General features: G+C 61.0%; 7 protein-coding genes and 4 tRNA genes. All 11 read right to left on the reverse strand.

The genetic code is table 11. The annotated features are described in order from the left end of the window. Positions 1–233 precede the first annotated feature (233 nt). On the reverse strand, positions 234–608 hold the full coding sequence (rplL, locus tag KHO18_RS06300) for a 50S ribosomal protein L7/L12 (protein WP_092301713.1): 375 nt from the start codon (positions 606–608) through the stop codon (positions 234–236). Between the two features lie 69 nt (positions 609–677). Beyond that, on the reverse strand, positions 678–1199 hold the full coding sequence (rplJ, locus tag KHO18_RS06305; protein WP_144200263.1) for a 50S ribosomal protein L10: 522 nt from the start codon (positions 1197–1199) through the stop codon (positions 678–680). A gap of 406 nt (positions 1200–1605) precedes the next feature. Continuing rightward, the gene (gene rplA, locus KHO18_RS06310) at positions 1606–2301 is read right to left on the reverse strand and encodes a 50S ribosomal protein L1 (protein WP_092301708.1); all 696 of its coding nucleotides are present in this window, start codon (positions 2299–2301) and stop codon (positions 1606–1608) included. Next, positions 2302–2733 (reverse strand): 50S ribosomal protein L11, encoded by a 432-nt coding sequence (rplK, locus tag KHO18_RS06315; RefSeq protein WP_144200261.1) that lies wholly within the window; start codon positions 2731–2733, stop codon positions 2302–2304. A gap of 165 nt (positions 2734–2898) precedes the next feature. Then, positions 2899–3480 carry a transcription termination/antitermination protein NusG gene (gene nusG / locus KHO18_RS06320; protein ID WP_017511590.1) on the reverse strand — a complete coding sequence of 194 codons (582 nt, stop codon included), beginning with the start codon at positions 3478–3480 and terminating at the stop codon, positions 2899–2901. A gap of 10 nt (positions 3481–3490) precedes the next feature. After that, positions 3491–3871 (reverse strand): preprotein translocase subunit SecE, encoded by a 381-nt coding sequence (secE, locus tag KHO18_RS06325; protein ID WP_144200259.1) that lies wholly within the window; start codon positions 3869–3871, stop codon positions 3491–3493. 59 nt (positions 3872–3930) lie between these two features. Next, positions 3931–4006 (reverse strand) — tRNA-Trp (locus KHO18_RS06330). An 86-nt stretch (positions 4007–4092) separates the two neighbouring features. Continuing rightward, the gene (tuf, locus tag KHO18_RS06335; RefSeq protein ID WP_144200257.1) at positions 4093–5283 is read right to left on the reverse strand and encodes an elongation factor Tu; all 1191 of its coding nucleotides are present in this window, start codon (positions 5281–5283) and stop codon (positions 4093–4095) included. A gap of 44 nt (positions 5284–5327) precedes the next feature. Further along, positions 5328–5402, reverse strand: a tRNA-Thr gene (locus KHO18_RS06340). A gap of 37 nt (positions 5403–5439) precedes the next feature. Then, a tRNA-Gly gene (locus tag KHO18_RS06345) sits at positions 5440–5513 on the reverse strand. A 48-nt stretch (positions 5514–5561) separates the two neighbouring features. After that, positions 5562–5647: transfer RNA gene (locus KHO18_RS06350), tRNA-Tyr, on the reverse strand. Between the last annotated feature and the right edge of the window lie 353 nt (positions 5648–6000).

Consider the following 6000-nt stretch of genomic DNA (forward strand, 5'->3'; position numbering starts at 1 on the left):
CAGAAGACAAACATCAGCAACCACTTAGTGTGCCACTGATGTTTGGCTTCTGCTGAAGCAGCGAATGATTTCGCGCATCAAGCAGCCTACACATCACTTTATTTGCGCCCTGACCGATACTTCGGTCCGCCGGGTGCCCAATCAAACACACCCACAGAAGCGCAAAAAGGCTGGCGCCGGGATTTCCCTTTGCCAGCCCCATCCGCGTGCCACGAGGGCACGCGCGGTACCACTTACTTGACGTCGACCTTTGCGCCTGCGTCTTCCAGCTTCTTCTTGGCGTCGGCAGCAGCAGCCTTGTCCACGCCTTCCTTGACAGCCTTCGGAGCGCCGTCAACCAGATCCTTGGCTTCCTTCAGGCCCAGGCCGGTGATTTCGCGAACAGCCTTAATCACGCCGACCTTGTTGGCGCCAACTTCGGCCAGGATCACGTTGAATTCGGTCTGCTCTTCAGCAGCGGCGGCACCGCCAGCGCCCGGGGCAGCAGCCACGGCCATAGCAGCGGCGGACACGCCAAACTTCTCTTCGAACGCCTTGACCAGGTCGTTCAGTTCCATCACGGACATCGAGCCTACGGCTTCGAGGATGTCGTCTTTAGTGATTGCCATTTGGAATACTCCTACTAGATGTGATTCGGTATCGGTAATGCGATCTGTCTTTGCGAGGCCTGCGTCGGCTTAAGCAGCAGGGGCTTCCGCTTCCGCGGGAGCACCTTCGCTCTTCTTGGCAGCCAGGGCGGCCAGCAGACGGGCGAAGCCCGACACCGGTGCCTGCATGACGCCAAGCAGCTGAGCAATCAGTTCTTCGCGGCCCGGGATCGAAGCCAGCGCCTTGACGGCAGCAGCATCGAGCACCTTGCCGTCGTACGACCCGGCGCGCAGGACCAGCTTGTCGTTGGTCTTGGCAAAGTCGTTCAGAACCTTGGCCGAGGCCACTGCATCTTCGGAAATCCCGTAGATCAGCGGACCGGTCATTTGCTCTGCGAGGCCAGCAAACGGCGTACCTTCGACGGCACGGCGAGCCAGCGTGTTCTTCAGAACACGCAGGTACACGCCTTGCTGACGAGCGTTGGCACGCAGCTTGGTCAGATCGCCAACCGCAATGCCGCGATATTCGGCCACGACGATGGTCTGGGCCTTGGCGACTTGCGCCGAAACCTCAGCAACGACGGCCTTCTTATCTTCAATATTGAGTGGCACGGTTAAGCTCCAAAACGATGCGGTGCGCGGGAAATCTCCTCTGCAATCGCATCAGTCCAAACGAACGGCGTCCGATTGGCCCGAATCACCCGGGACAGGCCCGGATTCATCAATCCCTTCGGGTGCGCCATCTGCGCTGGCGGGGCGGCTGCCATCGGGCGATGCCCGTATGTGCCGACCGATTAAGTCCACGCTGCCTGATTGCTGCGGCATGAACACCAGCGGTCTTTGATAACCAGCGGTACCTGCCGTCGCGCTACGTTGCCGCTGCGCGTTGGCGGGCACCACTGCCCAAAGCCTTGCTCCGTCGCCCTTCGGCGCCGAAACCGACCCCGGCGATACCGGGATCCTTTATTCCTGCCCTGGCCGGCGTTATCGGGAACCGGTCAGGTGAGTGCCGTCTGGCTTAGGCCGACAGCGAGGTCTGTTCGACGCGAACGCCAACGCCCATGGTGGACGACACGGCGATCTTGCGCAGGTACACACCCTTGCTGGTGGCCGGCTTGGCCTTGACCAGCGCGTCCAGCAGCGCGGACAGGTTGCTCTTCAGCGCGGTGTCTTCGAACGAACGACGGCCGATGGTGGCGTGGATGATACCGGCCTTGTCGACACGGAATTGCACCTGACCAGCCTTGGCGTTCTTCACAGCCTGGGCTACGTCGGGCGTCACGGTGCCAACCTTCGGGTTCGGCATCAGGCCGCGCGGGCCGAGAATCTGGCCCAGCGTACCGACGATACGCATCGTGTCCGGCGAAGCGATCACGACGTCGAAATTCAGGTTACCGGCCTTCACTTGCTCGGCCAGGTCTTCCATGCCGACGATGTCAGCGCCAGCAGCCTTGGCGGCCTCGGCCTTTTCGCCCTGGGCGAACACGGCCACACGCACCGACTTGCCGGTGCCGGCAGGCAGCACCACGGAGCCACGCACGACCTGGTCCGACTTCTTGGCGTCGATGCCCAGTTGCACGGCCACGTCGATCGACTCGTCGAACTTCGCCGAAGCGCAGCTCTTCACCAGGCCCAGGGCCTCGTCGATCGGGTAGAACTTGGTACGCTCGATCTTCGCCTTGTTGGCGGCGACGCGCTTGGAAACCTTAGCCATTTACAGACCCTCCACGGTGATGCCCATCGAGCGAGCCGAACCGGCGATAGTACGCACGGCGGCGTCCAGATCGGCGGCGGTCAGGTCAGCGTTCTTGGCCTTGGCGATGTCTTCAGCCTGGGCGCGGGTGATCTTGCCAACCTTGTCGGTATGGGGCTTCGGCGAACCCTTGGTGATGCCGGCTGCCTTCTTGATCAGCACGGTCGCGGGCGGCGACTTCATCACGAAGGTGAAGCTCTTGTCGGCGAAGGCGGTAATCACCACCGGCACCGGCAGACCAGGCTCCATGCCTTGGGTCTGGGCGTTGAACGCCTTGCAGAACTCCATGATGTTCAGACCACGCTGACCCAGTGCGGGACCAACGGGCGGGGAGGGATTTGCCTTACCAGCCGGAATTTGCAGCTTGATAAAGCCAATAATCTTCTTGGCCATTTCTACTCCAATCCAGATCCGGATTCCTTGGAAAAACGGATCCTGTTGAGTCGTAACGCGCTATCGCCATGCCTGTCGGCACAACCTCACGCTCCTCTTCGGGCAGGCCTTTCGGCCTGCCCTCTCTGTCCGCCCTGGCACTCGCGCGCCGCGACGGTCAATTCCTTAAACCTTCTCGACCTGGCCGAACTCGAGCTCGACCGGCGTTGCGCGACCGAAGATCGTGACCGAGACCCGCAGGCGCGACTTCTCGTAGTTCACTTCCTCGACGTTGCCGTTGAAGTCGGTGAACGGGCCGTCCTTGACACGCACCATTTCGCCCACTTCGAACAGCGTCTTGGGACGCGGCTTCTCGACCCCTTCCTGCATCTGGGTCATGATCTTGTCGACTTCGCGCTGCGAAATCGGACTCGGGCGGTTACGCGCGCCACCCACGAAGCCGGTGACCTTGCTGGTGTTCTTCACCAGGTGCCACGTCTCGTCGGTCATTTCCATTTCCACGAGCACGTAGCCCGGGAAGAAACGGCGCTCGGTCACGGACTTGTGACCACCCTTGATTTCCACTACTTCCTCGGAGGGCACCAGAATGCGACCGAACTTGTCCTGCATCTCGGCGCGCTCGATGCGCTCCTGCAGCGCGCGCTGCACGCTCTTTTCCATGCCGGAGTAGGCGTGCACCACATACCAGCGCTTCTTCGACGAAGGCGATTCGGCTGCCGTGGTTTCCTGCTGAGCGTTATCCGTCATGTGCTACCTCTTATTTCCAGCCCAGCACGAGGGAGAAAATCACCCACTCGATGAGCTTGTCGGCCGACCACAGGAACAACGCCATGATCACTACAAAGGCAAACACGAGCCCGGTCATCTGACCGGCTTCCTTGCGCGTCGGCCAGACGACCTTTTTGACTTCCCGATACGATTCCTTGGCGAACCCCACGAAATCCTTGCCGGGAGCGGACACGAGCGCCACGACGACGCCCAGTGCGAGGCCGGCGAACAGCGCCGCGCCACGCACGTACGACGGCTGCTGCGCGAGTACGTAGAAGCCGATCACTCCCGCAACCACCAGGAGCGCCGCGACGACGAGCAGCCATTTGCCGCTCGAGGCGCCTACGGTTTCGACATTGGGATTGGCCATGTTTCGCAAACGAGACTAAGCCGCGTCACGATTCATTCTCGCGACGCGGCTGATTGATTTGGCAGGGGCAGAGGGAATCGAACCCCCAACCTTCGGTTTTGGAGACCGACGCTCTGCCAGTTGAGCTATACCCCTAAAAACAACTTCGGGGTCGACGATTCCGCCAACCCCTCTGGCAGACGAACGCGGCCGGTTGGTGCCGCGCTCGCCAGTATTACTGCTTAGTCGAGAATCTTTGCCACGACGCCGGCGCCGACGGTACGGCCGCCTTCACGGATGGCGAAGCGCAGACCTTCTTCCATGGCGATCGGGGCGATCAGCTTGACGGTGATCGACACGTTGTCGCCCGGCATGACCATTTCCTTGTCCTTCGGCAGCTCGATCGAGCCAGTCACGTCGGTCGTACGGAAGTAGAACTGCGGACGGTAGTTGTTGAAGAACGGCGTGTGACGGCCACCTTCGTCCTTCGACAGGATGTACACCTCACCCGTGAAGTGCGTGTGCGGCTTGATCGAACCCGGCTTGCACAGCACTTGGCCGCGCTCCACGTCTTCGCGCTTCGTGCCGCGCAGCAGCAGGCCCACGTTGTCGCCAGCCTGGCCTTGATCCAGCAGCTTGCGGAACATTTCCACGCCCGTGCAAGTCGTCTTCACCGTCGGGCGGATACCCACGATTTCGATTTCTTCGCCGACCTTCACCACGCCGCGCTCGATACGACCCGTCACCACGGTACCGCGGCCCGAGATCGAGAACACGTCTTCCACCGGCATCAGGAACGTACCGTCAACCGCGCGCTCCGGCGTCGGGATGTACGTGTCCAGCGCGTCGGCCAGGTTCATGATCGCCACTTCGCCCAGCTCGCCCTTGTCGCCTTCCAGCGCCAGCTTGGCCGAACCCTTGATGATCGGAGTGTCGTCGCCCGGGAAGTCGTACTTCGAGAGCAGCTCGCGCACTTCCATTTCCACCAGCTCGAGCAGTTCGGCGTCGTCCACCATGTCGCACTTGTTCAGGAACACGATGATGTAAGGCACGCCAACCTGACGGGCCAGCAGGATGTGCTCGCGCGTCTGCGGCATCGGGCCGTCAGCGGCCGAGCACACCAGGATCGCGCCGTCCATCTGCGCAGCGCCCGTGATCATGTTCTTCACATAGTCAGCGTGGCCCGGGCAGTCAACGTGGGCGTAGTGGCGGTTGGCCGTCTCGTATTCCACGTGTGCGGTGTTGATGGTAATGCCGCGTGCCTTCTCTTCCGGCGCTGCGTCGATTTCGTCGTACTTCTTGGCTGCGCCGCCAAACTTCGCAGCCAGCACCGTGGCGATTGCTGCCGTCAGCGTCGTCTTGCCGTGGTCAACGTGACCAATCGTACCTACGTTCACGTGCGGCTTGGTCCGCTCGAACTTTTCCTTTGCCATTTCGCGACTCCTGTCTCGGTAGCAATTGCCAGTGCGGGTATAGATGGTGCCCATGGGCAGGATCGAACTGCCGACCTCTCCCTTACCAAGGGAGTGCTCTACCACTGAGCCACATGGGCGAAACTTGACTTACTTCTTTGGCGGCAACCGCGGTGGTGGAGCGGGTGAAGGGAATCGAACCCTCGTCGTAAGCTTGGAAGGCTTCTGCTCTACCATTGAGCTACACCCGCCCGGTTACTTCCTTCACCGGCACATCGCCTGGTTGCTGCCTTGCATTCTGGTGGAGAGGGCTGGATTCGAACCAGCGTAGGCGTAAGCCAACAGATTTACAGTCTGCCCCCTTTAGCCACTCGGGCACCTCTCCGCAGAGAACTTGTGATTATGGTGGAGCTCGCCTGGGCTGTCAAGCACTTTCCCTTGCGGTAAGTACCTTTGCGGTAGCCTGGCCAGCTCTGCGAACAGCACGCTTTGCACGGCTGTCGCGAACCAGAATCATCGATTGAAAAATCGACGCTCTCACCCTATAGGGGCTCCGAAATCCAGCGCCGGCGCGGCATTCCGGGCTTCGGCTGGGCAACGCCGGCGGCAACATCAATCTGGCGCCGCAAAAGCAAAACCCCCAGCCTTTTGGGGCTGGGGGTTTTGGGTATAAGAGCCTGGCGATGACCTACTTTCACACGGGTAGTCCGCACTATCATCGGCGCAAAGTCGTTTCAC

It is taken from the genome of Cupriavidus campinensis, assembly GCF_905397395.1.
Lineage (GTDB): Bacteria > Pseudomonadota > Gammaproteobacteria > Burkholderiales > Burkholderiaceae > Cupriavidus > Cupriavidus campinensis.

Coding starts and splice junctions, on each gene's coding strand:
- rplL (WP_092301713.1), bottom strand. CDS start 608: ATGGCAATCACTAAAGACGACATCCTCGAAGCCGTAGGCTCGATGTCC.
- rplA (WP_092301708.1), bottom strand. CDS start 2,301: ATGGCTAAGGTTTCCAAGCGCGTCGCCGCCAACAAGGCGAAGATCGAG.
- rplK (WP_144200261.1), bottom strand. CDS start 2,733: ATGGCCAAGAAGATTATTGGCTTTATCAAGCTGCAAATTCCGGCTGGT.
- nusG (WP_017511590.1), bottom strand. CDS start 3,480: ATGACGGATAACGCTCAGCAGGAAACCACGGCAGCCGAATCGCCTTCG.
- secE (WP_144200259.1), bottom strand. CDS start 3,871: ATGGCCAATCCCAATGTCGAAACCGTAGGCGCCTCGAGCGGCAAATGG.
- tuf (WP_144200257.1), bottom strand. CDS start 5,283: ATGGCAAAGGAAAAGTTCGAGCGGACCAAGCCGCACGTGAACGTAGGT.